Genomic DNA, 18,534 nt, shown 5'->3' on the forward strand with positions numbered 1-18,534 from the left:
GCGCGTAACTAAATTTTCACATAAACTATTGCGGCTATTAACCCTGTAATTTATGGAAAAAGAACCAGTGAAGATTTCAAAACTCAAAACGCTAGCAATTATCGCTTCCGCAATGGTTTGTGCGCAAAGTGCCCAGGCGGGAACCTGGTCACTGGGTGCTGCCGCGCTGGTTAGCCCGGATCCGTATCGCGGTTATCAGGACCGCGTTTATCCGGTGCCCGTCATCGACTATGAAGGTGACGACTTCTACTTCCGTACTCTGACCGCCGGTTACTACCTGTGGAAAGATCAAGAAAATCAGCTGAGCATCATGGGATATTACACGCCATGGGGCTACCGTCCGGGCGACAGCGACGACGATCGCATGAAGCGTCTCGACAAGCGTCGCGGCACGCTGATGGCCGGCCTGGCCTATTCACACAACGCCGAGTGGGGCACCATTCGCACTACCTTTACCGGCGACACGCTGAACAACAGCAACGGGCTGGTGGGCGATGTGGCCTATCTGTACAAGTTTGATCTGGACGCGCTGACGCTGGTACCGGGCGTAGGCGTGATGTGGAACAGCAAGAACCAGAACAAATATTACTACGGCGTCAGCGCCAATGAATCGCGTCGCAGCGGCCTTGACAGCTACACCCCGGGCGATAGCTGGGCGCCGTACCTCGAGCTGAGCGCCAATTACCAGCTTAACAAGAGCTGGAACGCCTTCTTCGTCGGCCGCTATGTGAAGTTGTCGGATGAAGTGAAAGACAGCCCGATGGTGGATAAATCCTACACCGGTTTGTTGATGACGGGCGTGAGCTACACCTTCTAATCACGCATTGCACGATTATCGTGCATGGCGTGCATCAAAAAGGGGCGCTGGCGCCCCTTTTGCACATCTGTAGTGCGCCGCCGCGCTCAGTGTATTAGGCCTTCTTGCGGCAGCGGAAGGTGACGCCCAATCGAGCAGGTTGTTCGCCGGCGGCGATCAGCGGTTTGCTGACGCGCCCGGTCTCTACGCAAACCATGGTCTTGTAACCGTCGTTCGGCATGTCCCCCATGCTGCAAGAGAGCTCTACGCCGGGGTTCCAGGCGATAACGTCGCTCATATGGTGGTGGTGAACCTCGATGGTGCGAGCGAGCGCCGGATCGCGGATCAGGCTGAAGGCTTCCGGGCAGGTATAGACGCGGTCGGTTTGGCCGACGAAGGTCACTTCGCCGGTCTGGCGCGCTTCGGCGCCGCCCGCCACTTTATCGATATACGGCTCGCCCAGGCCCGCCACGCTGACCCGATCGATATCGCCAACCTGGAAGTAGCTGTGCAGCGCCGCCGTGGCTTGATAATCGCCGTGCGACTCCAGTTCGATCTCGCACTCTTCACCCAGCTTGAAGCGAGCGATCAGCGTGAAGGCGTGCGGCCACAGCTTGCGGGTCTGCTCATTGTCTTTCAGCGTAAAGGTCAGGATGACGCCGTTGTCATCTTCATCGTGCGCCGTCAGGCTCCAGGGCTGGTTGCGGGCGAACCCGTGGGAGGGTTGCGCCACCGGGCCGAACCACGGCCAGCAAATCGGCACGCCGCCGCGGATGGCCTTGCCTTTGGCGAAAGGCGTGTTGTTGCTGAGCCAAATTACCGGCTGCTCACCGCTAGGCTGCCAGGCCAGCAAATGGGCGCCCTGCAGTGCGACCGCCGCGCGCACTTTCGGGTGCGACACGACCACCACGCCCAGCTCATCGAGTTGGCGCTGGCTGATATAAGGAGAAATCTGTTCGGAAACGGGCAGGGTGAAAATTTTCTCGTTCATTTCATAACCTATTGTTTGCCGGAGAGACAAATAAAAAAGGGCGACAAAAATGTCGCCCTTATTATCAGCTTAACATCGTGCCATTACTTGGAGATGTGAGCGATCAGATCCAGAACCTTGTTGGAATAACCGGTTTCGTTGTCGTACCAGGAAACCAGTTTCACGAAGTTGTCGTTCAGTGCGATACCGGCTTTGGCATCGAATACGGAAGTCAGCACTTCGCCGTTGAAGTCGGTGGAAACCACGTCGTCTTCAACATAGCCCAGAACGCCTTTCATCGAGCCTTCAGCGGCGTCTTTGATGGCTTTCTTGATTTCTTCGTAGGTCGCCGCTTTTTCCAGACGCACGGTCAGGTCAACAACGGATACGTTAGGAGTTGGTACGCGGAACGCCATACCGGTCAGTTTGCCTTTCAGCTCTGGCAGAACCACGCCAACCGCTTTCGCTGCGCCGGTAGAAGAAGGGATGATGTTCTGGGATGCGCCGCGGCCGCCGCGCCAGTCTTTGTGGGACGGGCCATCAACGGTTTTCTGAGTAGCGGTGGTCGCGTGAACGGTGGTCATCAGGCCTTCAACGATACCGAAGTTGTCGTTGATGACTTTAGCCAGTGGCGCCAGGCAGTTGGTGGTGCAAGAGGCGTTGGACACGATGTCCTGGCCGGCATATTTGTCAAAGTTAGCGCCGCGCACGAACATTGGGGTCGCATCTTTGGATGGGCCAGTCAGAACGACTTTCTTAGCGCCAGCGGTGATGTGTTTACGTGCGGTTTCGTCGGTCAGGAAGATACCGGTCGCTTCAGCAACCACGTCAACGCCCACTTCGTTCCACTTCAGGTTAGCCGGGTCTTTCTCTGCGGTAACACGGATGGTTTTGCCGTTAACAACCAGGTGGCCGTCTTTAACTTCTACCGTACCGTTGAAACGGCCGTGAGTAGAGTCATACTTCAGCATGTAAGCCATGTACTCTGCGTCCAACAGGTCGTTGATTGCAACGATCTCGATGTCAGAACGCTCTTGAGCAGCACGGAAAACAATGCGACCGATACGGCCAAAACCGTTGATACCTACTTTGATAGTCATATATTCCACCAGCTATTTGTTAGTGAATAAAAGGTTGGTTGTAAAATTACAAAAACCTTACCCAGCGTCAAGCGGAATCGTGTCAATACTTGCGGCAAGTCAAACCGGAAGGGTGGTTTTGCACGCTTATTGCACAGTCCATTTGCGCTCGGCCTCATCCGTTATATAGGGACAAGCCGCCAAGTATAAAGTCAGCATACGCAAGATGTGTGATCGCTATCACATATCATCGTGACGTGGCCTTTATGGGCTACAGTTTAGGCCAAAAACCCCTGCAGCGGTGTTAATTTTTTGTTATTATTAATCATTGTTTTCGTTGACATTATCCACATTCAGAGATAAGCACAAATGGCTAAAGAGACAACCCCCGCTCATCCGGTCACGGAACTGAATGAAATCCAACGTTATGTCACGCAACAGCGTGGCACCGAAGCGCCGTTTAGCGGCAAATTGCTGCACAACAAGCGTGAGGGCGTGTACCATTGTCTGTGCTGTAATCAGCCGCTGTTTTATTCCGAAACCAAATACGATTCCGGCTGCGGCTGGCCCAGCTTTTACGAGCCGGTTTCCGCCGATGCAATCCGTTATCTTGATGATAATTCACATAATATGCATCGTGTTGAAATCCGCTGCGGTCACTGCGACGCGCACCTGGGGCATGTATTCCCCGATGGCCCGCAGCCGACCGGTGACCGTTACTGCGTCAATTCCGCCTCGCTGAGTTTCACCGATGGCGAAAATGGCGATCAAACGGCCGGTTAAGTGGTAATTTAACCAACAAAATCGATTCAGCTAATTATTCTTCCGTAAGCGAGAAGGGCCCTGATGGACGTGAAAGATCTGATTGCGGCGATGACGCCCGAGATATACCAACGCCTGGTGCAGGCGGTTGAACTGGGCAAATGGCCGGATGGCGTGGCGCTGACGCCGGAGCAAAAGGAAAACAGCCTGCAGGCGGTGATGCTGTGGCAGTCGATGAACAACGTCGATCCGCAGCATATGAGCATCGGCACCGACGGGCAGATCGTGATGAAGAGCAAACAAGAGCTGAAGCAGCAGTTCGTTGCCGAGCCGCTGGTGAAACTCAAGCCGCAGTAAGGCTCCACCCCTAAAGCGGGGCGATGTCGCCATCGCCCCGTCGATTCAACGTTTCTCGCCCTTTATGCCCAGCGATTCCGCCAGCTGCTGCGCCAGCCGGTTGTTGTCGTCTGCGCCGTATTCCCAGAACATCGCACCGCCCAATCCCTGGCTTTTGATGTTTTCGCCGCCGCCCAAAGAAGGCGCCGATAGCGCCCGGCAGGATTTAATTGGCGAGAAATTGTGACAGGGTAACTAGCTGCGCGCCGGCGCGCGCCATCTCCTGCAGCGCCCGCTCACTGTCGTCCGGCTGCAGATTCACGCCGCGGCAGCCGTCGACGATCACCTGCGTCGGATAGCCGGCAGCCAGCGCATCCAGCACGCTGAACTTCACGCAATAGTCGGTCGCCAGGCCCATGATCGCCAGCCGCTGAATGCCCTGCGATTGCAGCCAGCCGTGCAGTTCGGTCTGCGCCCGGTGGCCGTTATCGAAGAACGCGCTATAGCTGTCGATGTCCGTATCCTGTCCTTTGCGAAAGACGGCATTGATGTGTTGCCGCTGCAGTTGAGGATGAAAATCGGCGCCGAGGCTCCCTTGCACGCAGTGCACCGGCCACCACACCTGCGGCAAACCTTCCAGTTCACCGAGGGTGCCGACTTGCGCATCGGAGTTCATCGCAAAGCTGCGGTGATTGGCGGGATGCCAGTCCTGGCTGGCCACCACCGGTTCGCCGCGCGCCAGGCAGGCGGCGATCGCCTGATTGGCGACCGGGATGACGGCGTCGCCCTCCGTGACCGCCAGCGCGCCACCGGGGCAGAAATCATTTTGCAGATCGATCAACAACAGGGCCGTTTTCATCGCCGCTCCAAAGATCGGTAGGTTAACCGTTGATGCTCAGCTCGCCGCGCAGATCTTGCTGCATCAGGGCGCGGATTTGTTCCGGCGTCAGCGGCTGGCTCAACAGATAGTGCAGCTTGGTCAGAGCGGCTTCCACCGTCATGTCGAAACCGCTGATCACCCCGGCGTGCGCCAGCGCGTTGCCGGTGGCGTAGCCTTCCATATTGACGCGCCCGGAGATGCACTGCGTCAGGTTGACCACTACGATGCCGCGTTCGGAAGCCGCGCGCAACTCGTCGATCAGCTCGGCCTTCTGAGGCGCGTTGCCGACGCCGTAGGAGCGTAAGATCAGCGCCTTGACCGGCTGCAGCAGGAAGTTGCGGACCACCGCGCCGGAAATGCCCGGATAGATGGTGACGACGCCGATCGGTTGCGGCGTGATGTCATGTACCTGCAGCGCGCCGTTGCAAACCGGGCTGTTGATGCCGTGCTGGCGACGAATGTGGATACCGGCTTCCAGCAGCGGCGGCAGATTCGGGGAGGCGAAAGCGTCGAAGCCGTCGGCGTGCGCTTTGGTGGTGCGGTTGCCGCGGAACAGCTTGTTGTTGAAGAACAGGCTGACTTCGTTCACCGGATGGTTGGCCGCCAGGTACAGTGCATTCAGCAGATTGGTTTGGCCATCGGAGCGCAGCTCCGCCAGCGGAATCTGCGAGCCGGTGACGATCACCGGTTTGGCCAGGTTCTCCAGCATGAAGGAGAGCGCCGAGGCGGTGAACGCCATGGTATCGGTGCCGTGCAGGATCACGAAGCCGTCGTAGCGATCGTAGTTCTGTTTGATGTCGTCGGCGATGTGCTGCCAGTCTTCCGGCGTCATATCCGAGGAATCGATGAGCGGCGCGTATTCATGAATGGTGAAATCCGGCATCTCCGGCCGATGGAATTCCGGCATCAGCGCCAGCTGACGCTGCAGGTGGCCGGAAACCGGAATATAGCCGTGCTCGGAACGCTGCATGCCGATGGTGCCGCCGGTGTAGGCGACGTAAATGGATTTCTTTTGCATGGTTATGATTTTAACAAAGATAAGATGGGCTGAATTATAGGGACATGGCGGCAGAAAAAAAGCCCGGCGGAGGCCGGGCTGCAGAATTATTTGTTAGCGGACTTCTCCGCAGGTCAGACAGATCGCGTAACGGTTCTGCGGATCGTTCAAGTTATTGAACAAACCCGGCTGCTCTTTCACCGCATTGGCGACCGAGGCCAGCGGGGCAGGCAGCATGGCCTGAATCGCCGCTGGCAGCATGGCGTGAATGGAAACACCGAACTGGCTGAGCACCATATCGCTCAGGCTCGGAGTGTCGACGAACCAGTCGAGCTGCCACTGTTGCAGTTTCGCCAGCTCAGCGGCTTTCTTCACCGCATCGTCGAAATCGCCCAACTGATCGACCAGGCCGTTGGCCTTGGCGTCGCTGCCGAGCCACACGTGGCCCTGCGCGATTTGGTCAACCTGCTGCGGGGTCATCTTGCGTGATTTGGCGACCAGATCGAGGAAGTTCTTATACCCGTTTTCAATATTCAGCTGCATCATCTGCGAGAACTCCTGCGGCAACGCCTTGGTGACCGCGATATCGGCCAGCGGGGATGTCGCTACGCCGTCGGTGTGCACGCCCAGCGTATCCAGGGTTTTCTCGTAGGTATTGATGATGCCGAAAATACCGATGGAGCCGGTCAGCGTGCTCGGGCTGGCGATGATGTAGTCGGCCGGCGTCGAGACCCAGTAACCGCCCGACGCGGCCATGCCGCCCATCGACACCACCACCGGTTTGCCGGCGGCGCGCACGGCGGCCAGCTCGGAGCGGATCACTTCGGACGCGCTGACGCTGCCGCCAGGGCTGTTGACGCGGAACACCACGGCTTTGACGGCCGGATCCAAACGGGCCTGACGCAGCTCGGCGGCGGTGGTGTCGCCCCCAACGTTGCCCGGCGTCTGCGGGCCGTCCATGATGGCGCCGTTGGCGAACACCACGGCGATCTTGCCACCCTGGTTGGCGTCCGGCTTCGGCTGGTAGTCGTAGATGCTAATGGCGTTGAAATCGTTCGCCTGTTTGTCCCAGCCGAAGGTTTTGACCAGCTGATTTTCGATCGCGGTGCGCGACGCCAGCTCGTCCACCAGCTTATTGTCCAGCGCATAGCGGGCGGTGTCGCCGCCTGCCGCCTGCAGGCCGCTCAGCACGCCGGCGGCGCCGGGGAACAGCTGCTGCGGCGTCAGCTGCCGGTTGGCCGCCACGGTTTCCAGATAGTTCTGCCACAGGCCGCCAATCCAGCGGCTGTCCGCTTCGCGCGCCGCCGGGGACATGTCGTCGCGGATCAGCGGTTCGACCGCTGATTTATAGGTGCCGACGCGGAAGATATTGGTGGTGACCTTGAGCATGTCCAGCAACGACTTGTAATACAGGTTGTTGGTGGCGAAACCGTGCAGATCGACCGCGCCCTGCGGCGAGAGGTAGACCTTGTTGGCGTAGCTAGCCAGGTAGTATTGCGTTTGATTGTAACTGTCGCCGATGGCGAAGATCGGTTTGCCGCTGTCGCGGAACTCGCGCAGCGCTTTGCCGATATAGCGCAGCGACGGCTGATCGGCGCCGGCGAAGTCATTCAGCTGCAACACCATGCCGGTAATGTTTTTGTCGTCTTTGGCCTTGCGGATGCTGTCCACCACGTCGAACAGCGAGTTCTCCTGCAGGCGGCTGCTGGAGGCGCCCAACAGTTCACGCCCCCATTGCCGCACCCGGTTGTTTACCGAAGGCTGATCGACCACCACGCCGCTTAAATCGACCAACAGCGCGCCGCGCGCCGGGGCCGTCGAGGTGGAGGAACTTTGGAAGGACAGATAGATGCCGACCCCAACCAGGATCAGCAGGACCAGGAACAGGTTAAGGATCAGTTCCCTGATAAAATTCAGCAGACGCCATGTCCACCGGAAAATGCCGGCAATAATTTGCCACAATGTGCGCATGTGCTCTCCAACAAGAGTCGAGAATGTTCCGCTATCCTAATGAGCGGCCGGGTAAATGTCAGCTTTAAATCGTGGCACACAGACGCTATCGCCGAGGCTGTAACTCGCCGTTTAGCTATGTTAACGTGGCCGGAATGAAAATTGTTATCAGGAGTTTACGATGGATGCTCTGGATCTTTTATTGAATCGTCGCTCGGCTTCGCGCCTGGCGGAACCGGCGCCGGCGGGGGAAGTGCGCCAAAACATCATCAACGCGGGCCTGCGTGCGCCCGATCACGGCGCGCTGCAGCCGTGGCGTTTCGTGATGATCGAGAATCAGGGCCTGGAACGCTTCAGTCAGCTGCTGCAGGCGGCGGCGAAGCAGGATCAGTTGGATGAAGCGGCGATCGAAAAAGCCACCAAGGCGCCGTTCCGCGCACCGCTGATCATCACCGTCATCGCGCATTGCACTGAAGAGACCAAGGTGCCGCGCTGGGAGCAGGTGGTTTCCGCCGGTTGCGCCGTGCAGGCGATGCAGATGGCGGCGCTGGCGCAGGGTTTTAACGGCATCTGGCGCACCGGCGCCTGGACCGAGCATGCGCTGGTGCGCGAAGCCTTCGGCTGCCGCGAGCAGGACGAGATCGTCGGTTTCCTCTATCTGGGCACGCCGCAGCTGAAGGCCGCCACCAAAGTGACGCCGCCGGACAGCACGCCTTTCGTCAGCTATTTCTAAGTAATATCCGACGGGGCGCGGCGAAAATGCGCCAAACCCCGCAAAATTGCATGGTTTCTGAGCAGGCCGTTCGCTTATCGGCGGCCCGCTCTTATCAATCCCTTCGGCAAGCGCTACCCTATGTTATCTTGAGTGCCGTTATCGAAGGGAGTGGACTATGACATCGCCAGCGATCCGTTTAACCCAGTACAGCCATGGCGCTGGCTGCGGCTGCAAAATCTCACCGAAAGTTCTCGAAACCATCCTGCACAGCGAGCGGGAGAAATTTGTCGATCCGCGTCTGCTGGTCGGCAATGAAACCCGCGACGACGCGGCGGTATATGACATCGGCAACGGCGTCGGCATTATCAGCACCACCGACTTCTTCATGCCGATCGTCGACGATCCGTTCGATTTCGGCCGCATCGCCGCCGCCAACGCCATCAGCGACGTGTACGCCATGGGCGGCAAACCGATCATGGCGATCGCCATTCTCGGCTGGCCGATCGCCAAACTGCCGCCGGAGGTGGCGCAGCAGGTGATCGACGGTGGGCGTTTCGCCTGCCAGCAGGCGGGGATCGCGCTGGCTGGCGGCCACTCCATCGATGCGCCTGAACCTATCTTCGGCCTGGCGGTCACCGGCGTGGTCAATACCGAGCGGGTGAAGAAGAACAGCGCCGCGCGGGCCGGGGCTAAACTCTATCTGACCAAGCCGCTGGGCATCGGCGTGCTGACGACCGCCGAGAAGCAAAGCAAGCTGCGCCCCGAGCATCAGGGGCTGGCGACGGACGTGATGTGCCGCCTTAACAAGCCGGGCGCCGACTTTGCCGAGGTGGCGGGCGTCACGGCGATGACCGACATCACCGGTTTTGGCCTGCTGGGCCACCTGAGCGAGGTATGCCAGGGTTCCGGCCTGCAGGCGACGGTCTGGTTCGATCGGGTGCCGAAGCTGCCGGACGTCGAGGCGTATATTGCCGAGGGCTGCGTGCCGGGCGGTACCGGGCGCAACTTCGACAGCTATGGCCATCTGGTGGGCGAGATGAGCGATCTGCAGCGCCAGTTGCTGTGCGATCCTCAGACCTCCGGCGGTTTGCTGTTGGCGGTATTGCCGGAGGCGGAAGCGCAGGTGCTGGCGATTGCCGAACAGCATGGCATTACGCTCAACGCCATTGGCGAGCTGCATGTGGCATCGGCCGACAAGCCGCTGATCGAGGTCGTGTAGTGTCCAACATGCAAGGAAGGCCGGACAGCGACGATTACCAACGCATTTTCCTGCAGGACGTGCCGCTGATTGACGTGCGCGCGCCGATCGAGTTTCAGCAGGGCGCCTTCGCTCAGGCGCTGAACCTGCCGCTGATGATCGACAGCGAGCGGCAGGCGGTGGGCACCTGCTATAAACAGCATGGGCAGCAAGCGGCGATAGCGCTCGGCCACAGTCTGGTGAACGGCAAACTGCGCGAACAGCGCACCGCCGCCTGGCTGGCGGCCTGTGCGCAGCGGCCCGAAGGCTATCTCTATTGCTTCCGCGGCGGTCTGCGCTCGCAGCTGGTGCAGCAATGGCTGCATGAGGCCGGCGTCGAGTACCCGCGGATCATTGGCGGTTACAAGGCGCTGCGCAATTATTTGCTCGGCGTGCTGGCGCAAAGCGCAGCATTGCCGATGGCCCTGGTGGGCGGCAATACCGGCAGCGGCAAGACGTTGCTGGTCAACGAACTGGCCGACGGCGTCGATCTGGAAGGCGCGGCGCGCCATCGCGGTTCATCTTTTGGTCGAACGCTGGCGGGCCAGAGCTCGCAGATCGATTTTGAGAATCGTCTGGCTGTGTTATTGCTGAAAAAACAGCATGGTGGCAGCCGCCGTTGGGTGCTGGAAGACGAAGGGCGGATCATCGGCAGCAACAATTTGCCGCTGCCGTTGTTCAATGGGATGCAGCAGGCGCCGGTGGCGGTGATCGACGATCCGTTCGACATTCGCCTGGCGCGTTTGCAGGCGGAATATATCGACGGCATGCGCGAACAGTTCGAACAGGCCTATGGCATGGAAGAGGGCTGGCGACAGTACGACGACTATCTGCACCACGGCCTGTACGCCATACGCCGCCGCCTGGGGCTGGAACGCTTCCAGCAGCTGACGCAACGACTGGAAGCGGCGCTGCGGACACAGCGGCTCAGCGGCCAGGGCGAGGCGCACCGCGAGTGGCTGGCGCCCCTGTTGCAGCAGTACTACGATCCGATGTATTGCTATCAGTTGGAAAAGAAAGCCCAGCGGATTGTCTTCCGTGGGAACTATGCAGAAGTAAGAGAATTCTTGATGACGTTCAGCCAGAAAAACGGTGAATAATGCGACTGTTCATAGCTGAGAAACCGAGTTTGGCGCGCGCCATTGCCGACGTATTGCCCAAGCCGCATCGCCGCGGCGACGGGTATATCGCCTGCGGCAACAACGATGTGGTGACCTGGTGCGTCGGCCACCTGTTGGAGCAGGCTCAGCCTGACGCTTATGACAGCCGCTATGCGCGCTGGTCGTTGGCTGATCTGCCGATCATTCCCGAAAAATGGCGGTTGCAGCCGCGGCCGTCGGTCAGTAAACAGCTCAACGCCATTAAAAAGTTGCTGCTTGAAGCCGATGAAGTGGTTCACGCCGGCGACCCGGATCGCGAAGGGCAACTGCTGGTGGATGAGGTGCTGGACTACCTGGATCTGACGCCGGAAAAACGCCAGAACGTGCGCCGCTGTCTGATCAACGATCTCAACCCGCAGGCGGTGGAGCGCGCGGTTGAACGCCTGCGCGACAACCGTGACTTCATCCCGCTGTGCGTGTCCGCCCTTGCGCGCTCACGCGCCGACTGGCTGTACGGCATCAATATGACCCGCGCTTATACGCTGCTGGGCCGCAACGCCGGTTATGACGGAGTGTTGTCGGTGGGCAGGGTGCAGACGCCGGTGCTGGGGTTGGTGGTGCGGCGCGATGAAGAGATCGAAAACTTCGTGCCGAAAGACTTCTTTGAGGTCAAGGCGCACATCGTTACGCCGAAAGAAGAGCGTTTCGTGGCGCTGTGGCAGCCCAGCGAGTCGTGCGAGCCTTATCAGGACGAAGAGGGGCGCTTGCTGCACCGGCCGTTGGCGGAGCACGTGGTCAAGCGCATCGAGGGCCAGCCGGCGCTGGTCACGTCCTATAACGATAAACGGGAATCAGATACCGCGCCGCTGCCGTTTTCGCTCTCCACGCTGCAAATCGAAGCGGCTCGGCGTTATAACCTCAGCGCCCAACAGGTGCTGGACGTTTGCCAGCGGTTGTATGAAACCCATAAATTGATCACCTATCCGCGTTCCGACTGCCGCTACCTGCCGGAAGAGCATTTCGCCGGCCGTCACGCGGTGCTGAACGCCATCAGCGTGCACCAGCCTGAGCTGTATCCGCAGCCGGTGATCGACAGCGATCGCCGCAACCGTTGCTGGGACGATAAAAAAGTCGATGCGCACCACGCTATCATTCCCACCGCCCGTGCCGGCAAGATTAATCTGACGCAGGATGAACGGAACGTGTATGGGCTGGTGGCGCGCCAGTATCTGATGCAGTTTTGTCCGGATGCGGTATTCCGCAAATGCGTGATTGAGCTGGATATCGCCGGCGGCAAATTTATCGCCAAGGCGCGTTTCCTGGCGGAAGCCGGTTGGCGTACGCTGCTGGGGAGCAAGGAACGCGACGAAGAAAACGAAGGCGCACCGCTGCCGGTGGTGGCTAAAGATGATGAGCTGCTGTGTGAGCGCGGTGAGGTGGTGGAGCGCCAGACGCAGCCCCCGCGGCCGTTTACCGACGCCAGTCTGTTGTCGGCCATGACCGGCATCGCGCGCTTCGTACAAGATAAAGCGCTAAAGAAAATCCTGCGGGCGACCGATGGTTTAGGTACGGAAGCGACGCGAGCGGGGATCATCGAATTGCTGTTCAAACGGGCGTTTCTGTACAAGAAGGGACGCTATATTCACTCCAGCGAAACCGGGCGCGCGTTGATTCACTCGCTGCCGGATCTTGCTGCGCGTCCTGATATGACGGCCAACTGGGAGGCAACGCTGACGCAAATCAGCGAGAAATCCTGCTGTTATCAGGACTTTATGCAGCCGTTGGTCGGCACGCTGCAAGAGCTGATTTATCAGGCTAAGCAGAGCCGGGCGAGCATGGCGTTTCGTGGGTTGCCGCCGCCGCCTTCCAGCGGAGGCAAAAAACGCAGGAAAAGCGCCGGCAAGGCGCAGGAGAAGAGTGAATGAAGCACGGACTCAATGGGGTGCTGGCTGCCGCTGCCCTGGCGTACTGCGGCCTGGCGGCCGCCAACCGGGGCGATGTGGACGTGGTGTTGCCGGTTTCGCCGGAGATTTGGGGCACGGCGAAAAACGGCGCCAATTCGCCACCGGCGCAACCCTGCAACCGCTGTTGCGTCTACCAGAATCAAAACTATTCCGAAGGCGCGGTGCTCAAAGTCGAAGGCGAAGTGCTGCAGTGCGTGCGTGAGCCTAACACCATCGGCACCAACCCCTTGATTTGGGTGCGATTGAAGAAGTGACCATGTAACCTATCGCCGCGCTCAGCGCGCATCGCCTGGCGCGGCGATGTAGTCCGCCAGCAGTGGAACGTCGGCCGGGGCCAGGGTATATTCCTGCGCCTGTTGCGGCGTGACCCACACCAGCGCTGAGTGACAATGCAGCTGCAGTTCACCGGAGAACTCCGCGACTCGCCAGGCGTGCAGCCGGATGAGGCGTTCGCCTTGCTGCCACTGATTGCTGCCCACATAGTTGCCGATACGGGCGCAAATCCCCAATTCTTCATCCAGTTCGCGCGCCAGCGCCTGCGGTTGGCTTTCACCCGGCTCAACTTTGCCGCCGGGAAACTCCCACAGACCGGCCTGATCGCTGCCTGCGCCGCGCTGGGCCAGCAAAATGCGGCCATTTTGTTCCAGAATGGCGGCTACCACGTCGATAATTTTCATTGGCTTCACAGAGTAAAACCCCGGCGGGCGCCGGGGTGATGGGGTTACAGCGTAAATTCCGCCCAGACCGGCGCATGGTCGGAAGGTTTCTCCATGCCGCGGGTATGGTAATCGATGCCGGTGGCGATGCAGCGCGAAGCCAGCGGGGTGCTGGCCAGCAGCAGATCGATACGCAGGCCGCGGTTGTCGTCGAACCCTTTGGAGCGGTAGTCGAACCACGAAAACTCGTCGTTGCGCCCCGGGTTGGCGTGGCGGTAGGTATCGACCAGGCCCCAGTTCAGCAGGCGGTCCATCCATTCACGCTCTTCCGGCAGGAAGGAGCATTTACCGGTGCGCAGCCAGCGTTTGCGGTTGTCTTCGCCGATGCCGATATCGTAATCGCTGGGGCTGATATTCATGTCGCCCATGATCAGCACCGGGGATTCCGCCGATAGCTGCTGCTCCAGGTAGTTTTGCAGATCCTGATAAAAGCGTGTTTTAGCCGGGAATTTGATCGGGTGGTCGCGGCTTTCACCTTGCGGGAAGTAGCCGTTGATCACCGTCAGCGTGCCCTGCGGCGTAGCCAGATCGGCCATGATGATGCGACGCTGCGCGTCTTCTTCATCGGTTGGGAAACCGCGGCGCACGGCCAGGGGCTCCGCTTTGGTCAGCAGCGCCACGCCGTAATGGCCTTTTTGCCCGTGATAGAACACGTGATAGCCGTGCTGGCTGACTTCTTCCAATGGGAACATGTCATCGTGAACTTTGGTTTCCTGCAGACCGATCACGTCGGGCTGGTGCTGTTCGATAATTGCCGCCAGCTGATGCGGACGCGCGCGCAGTCCATTGATATTAAAAGAGACAAACTTCATGAGCGGTGCCGTTTTCACGAGAAAAATGTGCTGTGATAGTAGCAGAGTTTGGCAAGAAATGTAACGCAGACAGCGGCGAGCCCGCTGACTGCGCAGCCAGCTTTATTTCGCCCAGCGGTCGTAATTTTTGGGTTGATAGTCGTCAAACTGTTGCAGCAGCGTTTGCGCCGATTCGCTGATGTGCAGCGTACCGAGATAGTCGTGGCGCATGAAGCCCTGATCGGCGACGTGTTCGAGGAACTGGCTCAGTGGGCGGTAGAAACCGTTGACGTTCAGCAGGCCGACCGGTTTGTTGTGATACCCGATTTGCCCCCAGGTCCAGATTTCAAACAGTTCTTCCAGCGTGCCGATGCCGCCGGGCAGGGCGATAAAACAGTCCGCCAGCGCCGCCATACGGGCTTTGCGCGTATGCATGTCTGGCACCACTTCCAATTCAGTCAGGCCGCGATGCGCCGTTTCCGCTTCAACCAGGCGCTCGGGGATAATGCCGACAGCTTCACCGCCCGCCGCCAACACCGCGTCCGCCACAATCCCCATCAGTCCTTTTTTGCCGCCGCCATAGATTAAACGGCGTCCCTGTGCGGCCAGCAATTGCCCCAGTTGGCGAGCCTGCTCGGCATAAGCGGGATTGACGCCTTCGCTGGCGCCACAAAAAACGCAAATATTGTTTCGCATCCACCTGTTCCTTACTGCACTAAAGAAGCCAGTGGTATAGCGAATTGTCGGCAGGAGTTCAAGTTACGGGCGGGGGAGAGAAATAAAACGTCTGGATGAAAGCGGTTAATAAGGGGGAGATAACTTGATTTATTGATACGAGAACATTGGATGCAACGTGTTGGATGCGGTGTGCTTTAAGTGGGTTTTGGGATTTTCTGGAAGAGATGGTGGTGGGGGAAGGATGATTCGTCGCTGCGCGACTCACCCTGCGGGCCGCGCTGAAGCGCGTTGTCTCACTGCGTGAGACTCGAACCTTGGTCGAAGCTTCTCATCCTTCCCCAATACGGAGCATTATGAATGCGATGTGCTTTTAATTCGGTTTTGGGATTTTCTGTAAGAAATGGTGGTGGAGGAAGGATGATTCGTCGCTGCGCGACTCACCCTGCGGGCCGCGCTAAAGCGCGTTGTCTCACTGCGTGAGACTCGAACCTTGGTCGAAGCTTCTCATCCTTCCCCAATACGGAGCATTATGGATGCGATGTGCTTTTAATTCGGTTTTGGAATTTTCTGGAAGAGATGGTGGTGGGGGAAGGATTCGAACCTTCGAAGTCTGTGACGGCAGATTTACAGTCTGCTCCCTTTGGCCGCTCGGGAACCCCACCATGGTATTCATGGATTTGCTGATTTTTTAAGGAATGGGCTAAATTCCTATTGTGTGCTTCTAAGGATTACCGCGCTAAAGCGCGTTGTCTCGCTGCGCTCGGCTCGAACCTTGTCGAAGCTTCTCATCCTCCCCCTCGGCGTTTAATGATATTTCAGCTTTCGCTTCAAGTTCATCAACAAAGAGAAGATGGTGGTGGGGGAAGGATTCGAACCTTCGAAGTCAGTGACGGCAGATTTACAGTCTGCTCCCTTTGGCCGCTCGGGAACCCCACCATATACATGGCTATTTAACTGGCCTTGCTTGCGAGAGCGCTGTCTCGGTAAGCGGGGCGCATCATATCAAATGAAGCGGATGTGTAAAGCATTGAAATGCAGAAAATGAATCGTTTGCCGTTTTTTTATTCTTGGCGGTGCATCCCTGAACGAAATGCACCGATTTATTGAGCGATTACAGAATAACGGTGCGATTGCCGTAGACGAAGACGCGCTGCGCCAACACCTGATACAGGGCTCGGCTGAGCACGTTTTTCTCTACGTCGCGGCCGGCGCGCATCATATCCTCGGCGGAATAGGTGTGATCGACGTGGATCACGTCCTGCATGATGATCGGGCCTTCGTCGAGATTGTCGTTAACGTAGTGAGCCGTGGCACCGATGATTTTCACGCCGCGTTCGTAGGCCTGGTGATAAGGCCGCGCGCCGATAAACGCCGGCAGGAACGAATGGTGAATGTTGATCACCTGATTCGGATAATGTTGCACGAAGGCCGGCGTCAGCACGCGCATATATTTGGCCAACACCACGTAATCCGGCTGATATTGATCGATCTTGGCCGTCATTTCGCGGTCGTGCTGTTCGCGCGTCAATCCTTCGTGGCTCACCAGATGGAAAGGAATATCGAAACGCTCCACCAGCGTTTGCAGCGTGTCGTGGTTGCCGATTACGGCGGCGATCTCAACGTCGAGGCCGCCATAGGCGCTTTTCATCAACAGATCGCCCAGGCAGTGTGCCTCTTTGGTGACCAGCACCACGATGCGCCGACGTCCGGTGCTGTGCAACTCACGCAGCGAACCTTCCGGCAACGCGCTGTCCAGATCGGCCAGCAGCGTGTTGTCGTTGAAAATGCCTTCCAGCTCGGTGCGCATGAAGAAACGCCCGGTGCGGTGATCGACGAACTCATTATTCTGGACGATATTGAGCTCGTGTTTGTAACAGATGTTGGTGATCTTGGCGATCAGCCCTTTGGCGTCCGGGCAGATGGTGCGTAACACTTTTCGTTGTACATTTTGGTGTGGCATGGGTTTGAGGATCCTGTCTGATACTGAACGGCCTGTCTGCGCAGGGGTTAACGTGAAGCGCCGGCCGGCTAGCGCCCGCAGCACTTCTTATATTTTTTCCCTGAGCCGCAGGGACATATCGCATTTCGGCCGGGCTGGGGTTTGCTGCCGTCGATATAATACCAACGTTGATCGCGACGAAGGAAGCGTGAGCGCTCATGCATCGCCTGAGGCTCGCCGCTTTCGCCATCGGTGAAGCGGGCGATGAATTCGACGAAGCCTTCGTCCGGCTCATGGCCGGTTTGCTCCTCGACGATCGTCAAGCCCAGCCATTCGGTGTTTTTGAAACTGTCGACGATCGCATTGCGCCATGCTTCGGCACCGCAGTCGGGGTGCCAGGTGGCGATCAGATAGTCGACGTTATGATTCACGTAGGCGGTGAAGCGTGAACGCATCAGTTGGCCGGGCGTCGGCGCCGGCTGACTGCCGCTGATAAAAGGGGCGCAGCACGCGTTATACGCCAGTCCGCTGCCGCATGGGCATGATTCGGGCAAAATAACTCCTGAGAAAACGAGGCTGAAAATGAATTTAGCGCATATGTTACCTAACAATATTCGTCAGTGACAATCTACCCTGAAAGCAGAGAACACCTTTTACCGAGAGGATGGCGCTATGCGGCAAATCAAGATCGGACTGGCGCTGGGGGCGGGCTCGGCTAAAGGCTGGGCGCACATCGGCGTGATCAATGCGTTAAAGAAACTGGGGATTGAGGTCGATATCGTTGCCGGCTGCTCTGTCGGTGCGTTGGTGGGGGCGGCATTCGCCAGTCACCGTTTGCCGGTGATGGAGCAGTGGGTGCGGTCGTTCAGCTATTGGGACGTCATTCGTCTGATGGATTTTTCCTGGCAGCGCGGCGGTTTGTTGCGCGGCGATCGGGTGTTCACTGCCGTCGGGCAACTGTTGAAGGTCAATGATATTGCCGAATGTGCGCTGAAGTTCGGCGCCGTGACGACCAATCTCAGCACCGGCCGCGAACTGTGGCTGACCGAAGGCGATATTCATCAGGCGGTGCGCGCTTCTTGCAGCATGCCAGGTCTATTGGCGCCAGTGTGGGCCGACGGCTATTGGCTGGTGGACGGCGCAGTGGTCAATCCGGTACCGGTGTCGCTCTGCCGGGCGCTGGGCGCCGATATTGTCATTGCGGTCGATCTGCAGCATGACGCGCATTTGATGCAGCAGGATCTGTTCTCGATACGCGGCGAGGACGAACGCCCGGACGATACGCCTGCGGAGACCTGGCGCGGGCGCCTGCGGGAGCGCGTCGGCAGAATGCGCAAGCGCAAACCGACGACGGCGCCGACGGCGATGGAGATTATGAGCACATCGATTCAAATGCTGGAAAATCGCCTGAAGCGCAACCGGATGGCGAGCGATCCGCCGGACGTTTTGATCCAGCCTTTTTGCCCGCAGATCTCAACGCTGGATTTCCACCGCGCCGATGAAGCGATCGAAGCGGGGTTGCTGGCGGTTGAAAAACAACTGGATCGGTTGTTGCCGTTGATAAAAAATAGATAATTCTCGGTTCTTGGTTGGCAATGCGCGGTTGGTCTGTTTCAGACGAGCA

20 protein-coding genes, 2 tRNA genes and 2 other RNA genes are annotated in these 18,534 nt (G+C 58.5%); 9 read left to right on the top strand and 15 right to left on the bottom strand.

The genetic code is table 11. From position 1 onward, the window contains the following. Window positions 1–52 precede the first annotated feature (52 nt). The gene (locus tag ACJ8PE_RS04280) at window positions 53–817 is read left to right on the top strand and encodes a MipA/OmpV family protein (protein WP_074054035.1); all 765 of its coding nucleotides are present in this window, start codon (window positions 53–55) and stop codon (window positions 815–817) included. Between the two features lie 94 nt (window positions 818–911). On the opposite strand, the gene ACJ8PE_RS04285 is transcribed toward ACJ8PE_RS04280, so the two are convergent. Together ACJ8PE_RS04285 and gapA are read right to left on the bottom strand one after the other, a co-directional pair. After that, window positions 912–1,787, bottom strand: coding sequence for a D-hexose-6-phosphate mutarotase (locus tag ACJ8PE_RS04285; protein WP_197793521.1), 876 nt, complete (start codon window positions 1,785–1,787; stop codon window positions 912–914). Window positions 1,788–1,870: 83 nt separating this feature from the next. Then, window positions 1,871–2,866: a glyceraldehyde-3-phosphate dehydrogenase gene (gapA, locus tag ACJ8PE_RS04290; protein ID WP_004932222.1), complete on the bottom strand. Its 996-nt coding sequence runs from the start codon at window positions 2,864–2,866 to the stop codon at window positions 1,871–1,873. 348 nt (window positions 2,867–3,214) lie between these two features. Between gapA and msrB the strand changes: the two genes are divergently transcribed. Beyond that, window positions 3,215–3,628, top strand: coding sequence for a peptide-methionine (R)-S-oxide reductase MsrB (gene msrB, locus ACJ8PE_RS04295; RefSeq protein WP_033643315.1), 414 nt, complete (start codon window positions 3,215–3,217; stop codon window positions 3,626–3,628). Between the two features lie 63 nt (window positions 3,629–3,691). Then, window positions 3,692–3,964: a YeaC family protein gene (locus ACJ8PE_RS04300; protein ID WP_004932218.1), complete on the top strand. Its 273-nt coding sequence runs from the start codon at window positions 3,692–3,694 to the stop codon at window positions 3,962–3,964. 45 nt (window positions 3,965–4,009) lie between these two features. On the opposite strand, the gene ACJ8PE_RS04305 is transcribed toward ACJ8PE_RS04300, so the two are convergent. The 4 genes from ACJ8PE_RS04305 to sppA form a co-directional block, all read right to left on the bottom strand. Continuing rightward, window positions 4,010–4,141, bottom strand: a complete 132-nt coding sequence (locus ACJ8PE_RS04305) for a hypothetical protein (protein ID WP_255511577.1) — start codon at window positions 4,139–4,141, stop codon at window positions 4,010–4,012. Between the two features lie 28 nt (window positions 4,142–4,169). Further along, on the bottom strand, window positions 4,170–4,802 hold the full coding sequence (gene pncA / locus ACJ8PE_RS04310; RefSeq protein ID WP_442536715.1) for a bifunctional nicotinamidase/pyrazinamidase: 633 nt from the start codon (window positions 4,800–4,802) through the stop codon (window positions 4,170–4,172). Between the two features lie 22 nt (window positions 4,803–4,824). Then, window positions 4,825–5,841 (bottom strand): asparaginase, encoded by a 1,017-nt coding sequence (gene ansA, locus ACJ8PE_RS04315; protein ID WP_197759764.1) that lies wholly within the window; start codon window positions 5,839–5,841, stop codon window positions 4,825–4,827. A gap of 93 nt (window positions 5,842–5,934) precedes the next feature. Then, the gene (gene sppA / locus ACJ8PE_RS04320; RefSeq protein WP_033643311.1) at window positions 5,935–7,791 is read right to left on the bottom strand and encodes a signal peptide peptidase SppA; all 1,857 of its coding nucleotides are present in this window, start codon (window positions 7,789–7,791) and stop codon (window positions 5,935–5,937) included. Window positions 7,792–7,951: 160 nt separating this feature from the next. Between sppA and ACJ8PE_RS04325 the strand changes: the two genes are divergently transcribed. From ACJ8PE_RS04325 to ACJ8PE_RS04345, 5 genes are all read left to right on the top strand, one after another. Beyond that, complete coding sequence (locus tag ACJ8PE_RS04325) at window positions 7,952–8,503, top strand: NAD(P)H nitroreductase (RefSeq protein WP_004932204.1); 552 nt, start codon at window positions 7,952–7,954, stop codon at window positions 8,501–8,503. Between the two features lie 157 nt (window positions 8,504–8,660). Then, the gene (selD, locus tag ACJ8PE_RS04330; protein ID WP_042784711.1) at window positions 8,661–9,704 is read left to right on the top strand and encodes a selenide, water dikinase SelD; all 1,044 of its coding nucleotides are present in this window, start codon (window positions 8,661–8,663) and stop codon (window positions 9,702–9,704) included. An 8-nt stretch (window positions 9,705–9,712) separates the two neighbouring features. Beyond that, window positions 9,713–10,822, top strand: coding sequence for a tRNA 2-selenouridine(34) synthase MnmH (gene mnmH, locus ACJ8PE_RS04335; protein WP_187048115.1), 1,110 nt, complete (start codon window positions 9,713–9,715; stop codon window positions 10,820–10,822). Further along, complete coding sequence (locus ACJ8PE_RS04340; protein ID WP_442536716.1) at window positions 10,822–12,747, top strand: DNA topoisomerase III; 1,926 nt, start codon at window positions 10,822–10,824, stop codon at window positions 12,745–12,747. Before mnmH ends, ACJ8PE_RS04340 begins: the two co-directional genes overlap by 1 nt. Continuing rightward, a complete protein-coding gene (locus tag ACJ8PE_RS04345) occupies window positions 12,744–13,040 on the top strand; it encodes a YnjH family protein (protein ID WP_033643308.1) in 297 nt (98 codons plus the stop codon). The genes ACJ8PE_RS04340 and ACJ8PE_RS04345 overlap by 4 nt, the downstream gene beginning before the upstream one ends. A 21-nt stretch (window positions 13,041–13,061) precedes the next feature. Here the strand turns inward: ACJ8PE_RS04345 and ACJ8PE_RS04350 are convergent, their stop codons facing one another. From ACJ8PE_RS04350 to ACJ8PE_RS04390, 9 genes are all read right to left on the bottom strand, one after another. After that, complete coding sequence (locus tag ACJ8PE_RS04350; protein ID WP_197793545.1) at window positions 13,062–13,463, bottom strand: pyrimidine (deoxy)nucleoside triphosphate diphosphatase; 402 nt, start codon at window positions 13,461–13,463, stop codon at window positions 13,062–13,064. Window positions 13,464–13,507: 44 nt separating this feature from the next. After that, window positions 13,508–14,314 carry an exodeoxyribonuclease III gene (gene xthA / locus ACJ8PE_RS04355; RefSeq protein WP_197793519.1) on the bottom strand — a complete coding sequence of 269 codons (807 nt, stop codon included), beginning with the start codon at window positions 14,312–14,314 and terminating at the stop codon, window positions 13,508–13,510. A 102-nt stretch (window positions 14,315–14,416) separates the two neighbouring features. Then, entirely contained in the window at window positions 14,417–14,989 is a 573-nt protein-coding gene (locus tag ACJ8PE_RS04360; protein WP_089194848.1) for a TIGR00730 family Rossman fold protein, read from the bottom strand. A gap of 207 nt (window positions 14,990–15,196) precedes the next feature. Further along, window positions 15,197–15,324: non-coding RNA, RtT sRNA (locus ACJ8PE_RS04365), on the bottom strand. 48 nt (window positions 15,325–15,372) lie between these two features. Then, window positions 15,373–15,500: non-coding RNA, RtT sRNA (locus ACJ8PE_RS04370), on the bottom strand. Between the two features lie 48 nt (window positions 15,501–15,548). After that, window positions 15,549–15,633: transfer RNA gene (locus tag ACJ8PE_RS04375), tRNA-Tyr, on the bottom strand. Between the two features lie 189 nt (window positions 15,634–15,822). Continuing rightward, window positions 15,823–15,907 (bottom strand) — tRNA-Tyr (locus tag ACJ8PE_RS04380). Window positions 15,908–16,082: 175 nt separating this feature from the next. Continuing rightward, window positions 16,083–16,931, bottom strand: a complete 849-nt coding sequence (gene purU / locus ACJ8PE_RS04385) for a formyltetrahydrofolate deformylase (protein WP_004932187.1) — start codon at window positions 16,929–16,931, stop codon at window positions 16,083–16,085. A gap of 68 nt (window positions 16,932–16,999) precedes the next feature. Beyond that, window positions 17,000–17,464 carry a YchJ family protein gene (locus ACJ8PE_RS04390; protein ID WP_033643306.1) on the bottom strand — a complete coding sequence of 155 codons (465 nt, stop codon included), beginning with the start codon at window positions 17,462–17,464 and terminating at the stop codon, window positions 17,000–17,002. A gap of 118 nt (window positions 17,465–17,582) precedes the next feature. Between ACJ8PE_RS04390 and rssA the strand changes: the two genes are divergently transcribed. Further along, window positions 17,583–18,485 (top strand): patatin-like phospholipase RssA, encoded by a 903-nt coding sequence (rssA, locus tag ACJ8PE_RS04395; protein WP_172756183.1) that lies wholly within the window; start codon window positions 17,583–17,585, stop codon window positions 18,483–18,485. Window positions 18,486–18,534: the final 49 nt, after the last annotated feature.

It is taken from the genome of Serratia sp. CY74737 (genome assembly GCF_052166775.1).
Classification (GTDB): domain Bacteria; phylum Pseudomonadota; class Gammaproteobacteria; order Enterobacterales; family Enterobacteriaceae; genus Serratia; species Serratia ureilytica.

Bases quoted from the DNA above. Each gene is read 5' to 3' on its own strand.
- pncA (WP_442536715.1), bottom strand. From the start codon at position 4,802: ATGAAAACGGCCCTGTTGTTGATCGATCTGCAAAATGATTTCTGCCCC.
- sppA (WP_033643311.1), bottom strand. From the start codon at position 7,791: ATGCGCACATTGTGGCAAATTATTGCCGGCATTTTCCGGTGGACATGG.
- selD (WP_042784711.1), top strand. From the start codon at position 8,661: ATGACATCGCCAGCGATCCGTTTAACCCAGTACAGCCATGGCGCTGGC.
- mnmH (WP_187048115.1), top strand. From the start codon at position 9,713: ATGCAAGGAAGGCCGGACAGCGACGATTACCAACGCATTTTCCTGCAG.
- ACJ8PE_RS04345 (WP_033643308.1), top strand. From the start codon at position 12,744: ATGAAGCACGGACTCAATGGGGTGCTGGCTGCCGCTGCCCTGGCGTAC.
- rssA (WP_172756183.1), top strand. From the start codon at position 17,583: ATGCGGCAAATCAAGATCGGACTGGCGCTGGGGGCGGGCTCGGCTAAA.
- ACJ8PE_RS04340 (WP_442536716.1), top strand. From the start codon at position 10,822: ATGCGACTGTTCATAGCTGAGAAACCGAGTTTGGCGCGCGCCATTGCC.
- ACJ8PE_RS04325 (WP_004932204.1), top strand. From the start codon at position 7,952: ATGGATGCTCTGGATCTTTTATTGAATCGTCGCTCGGCTTCGCGCCTG.
- ACJ8PE_RS04280 (WP_074054035.1), top strand. From the start codon at position 53: ATGGAAAAAGAACCAGTGAAGATTTCAAAACTCAAAACGCTAGCAATT.
- msrB (WP_033643315.1), top strand. From the start codon at position 3,215: ATGGCTAAAGAGACAACCCCCGCTCATCCGGTCACGGAACTGAATGAA.
- gapA (WP_004932222.1), bottom strand. From the start codon at position 2,866: ATGACTATCAAAGTAGGTATCAACGGTTTTGGCCGTATCGGTCGCATT.
- xthA (WP_197793519.1), bottom strand. From the start codon at position 14,314: ATGAAGTTTGTCTCTTTTAATATCAATGGACTGCGCGCGCGTCCGCAT.
- ansA (WP_197759764.1), bottom strand. From the start codon at position 5,841: ATGCAAAAGAAATCCATTTACGTCGCCTACACCGGCGGCACCATCGGC.
- ACJ8PE_RS04350 (WP_197793545.1), bottom strand. From the start codon at position 13,463: ATGAAAATTATCGACGTGGTAGCCGCCATTCTGGAACAAAATGGCCGC.
- ACJ8PE_RS04300 (WP_004932218.1), top strand. From the start codon at position 3,692: ATGGACGTGAAAGATCTGATTGCGGCGATGACGCCCGAGATATACCAA.
- ACJ8PE_RS04360 (WP_089194848.1), bottom strand. From the start codon at position 14,989: ATGCGAAACAATATTTGCGTTTTTTGTGGCGCCAGCGAAGGCGTCAAT.
- purU (WP_004932187.1), bottom strand. From the start codon at position 16,931: ATGCCACACCAAAATGTACAACGAAAAGTGTTACGCACCATCTGCCCG.
- ACJ8PE_RS04285 (WP_197793521.1), bottom strand. From the start codon at position 1,787: ATGAACGAGAAAATTTTCACCCTGCCCGTTTCCGAACAGATTTCTCCT.